Genomic DNA, 847 nt, shown 5'->3' with positions numbered 1-847 from the left:
CTTGAATCATCAAACTAACTGCAACACCTTTGGATAATAGACCTCATCAGGTGTTCGCCAATTTAAACATTTTCTAGGTCGCAGATTGAGTTTGGCGACCTTTGTTTGTATGTATTGATTGTCCCACTGGTTAATATCAGACCCTTTGGGGAAATATTCTCTTAATAACCCATTGGTGTTTTCATTGCTTCCTCTTTGCCAAGGCTGTCTTGGTGGTGGAAAGTAGATGGTTGCTTTTAAGTGGTCTGTTATTTCTTGATGTTTGGCAAATTCTTTCCCCCTATCTGGTATGATTGTATGCACAGGCTGATTCACTAAGGCATTGATGATGGCTTGACTGACCAAGGTTGCTTTTTTGGCTTTGACGGTTGTGCAAATTAAAAAAGACTACATCTATCTACCAAAGTAACAAAACAAGCCTTGATACAAGCCCCGATAGATGGTTGCATAACTCATTTGCTCAGGCGACCATTGATGGTTAAATGACTTGTCTTGTACCAAGTTAAATACATACGGATTGGTTGGCTTTAACCTAGGGCGACAGGCTTGTCTTCTTGTTTGGTAAAGGCAAGCTGCTTTGATTGCTGAATAATTGTCAACACCGCCATTTCTCTTGATTTCACGGCAAATGGTGGACTTGGCTCTATTTAATTGTTTGGCAATTATACCCATAGATTTACCCAAAGACAACAAAACCATTATCTTTTCACGCTCATCTATGCTAAGATGTTTGTAAGAAGTGTTCATGCTCTTTAATGCTTTATTTTGTGTGGTAACTTAATAATACATTAAATTGATGAACGCTTCTTTATTTTATTTGGTGTTGCGGTTGGGTTGTAAATTCAAG

At 38.4% G+C, this 847-nt stretch carries 1 pseudogene; it reads right to left on the bottom strand.

Going from position 1 to position 847, the window contains the following annotated elements:
- Positions 1 to 9 precede the first annotated feature (9 nt).
- Positions 10 to 747: pseudogene (locus B5J93_RS14415) on the bottom strand (IS30 family transposase).
- Positions 748 to 847: the final 100 nt, after the last annotated feature.

It is taken from the genome of Moraxella equi (genome assembly GCF_002027555.1).
Taxonomy (GTDB): Bacteria; Pseudomonadota; Gammaproteobacteria; order Pseudomonadales; family Moraxellaceae; genus Moraxella; species Moraxella equi.
This window is presented reverse-complemented; position numbering and strand designations above follow the sequence as displayed.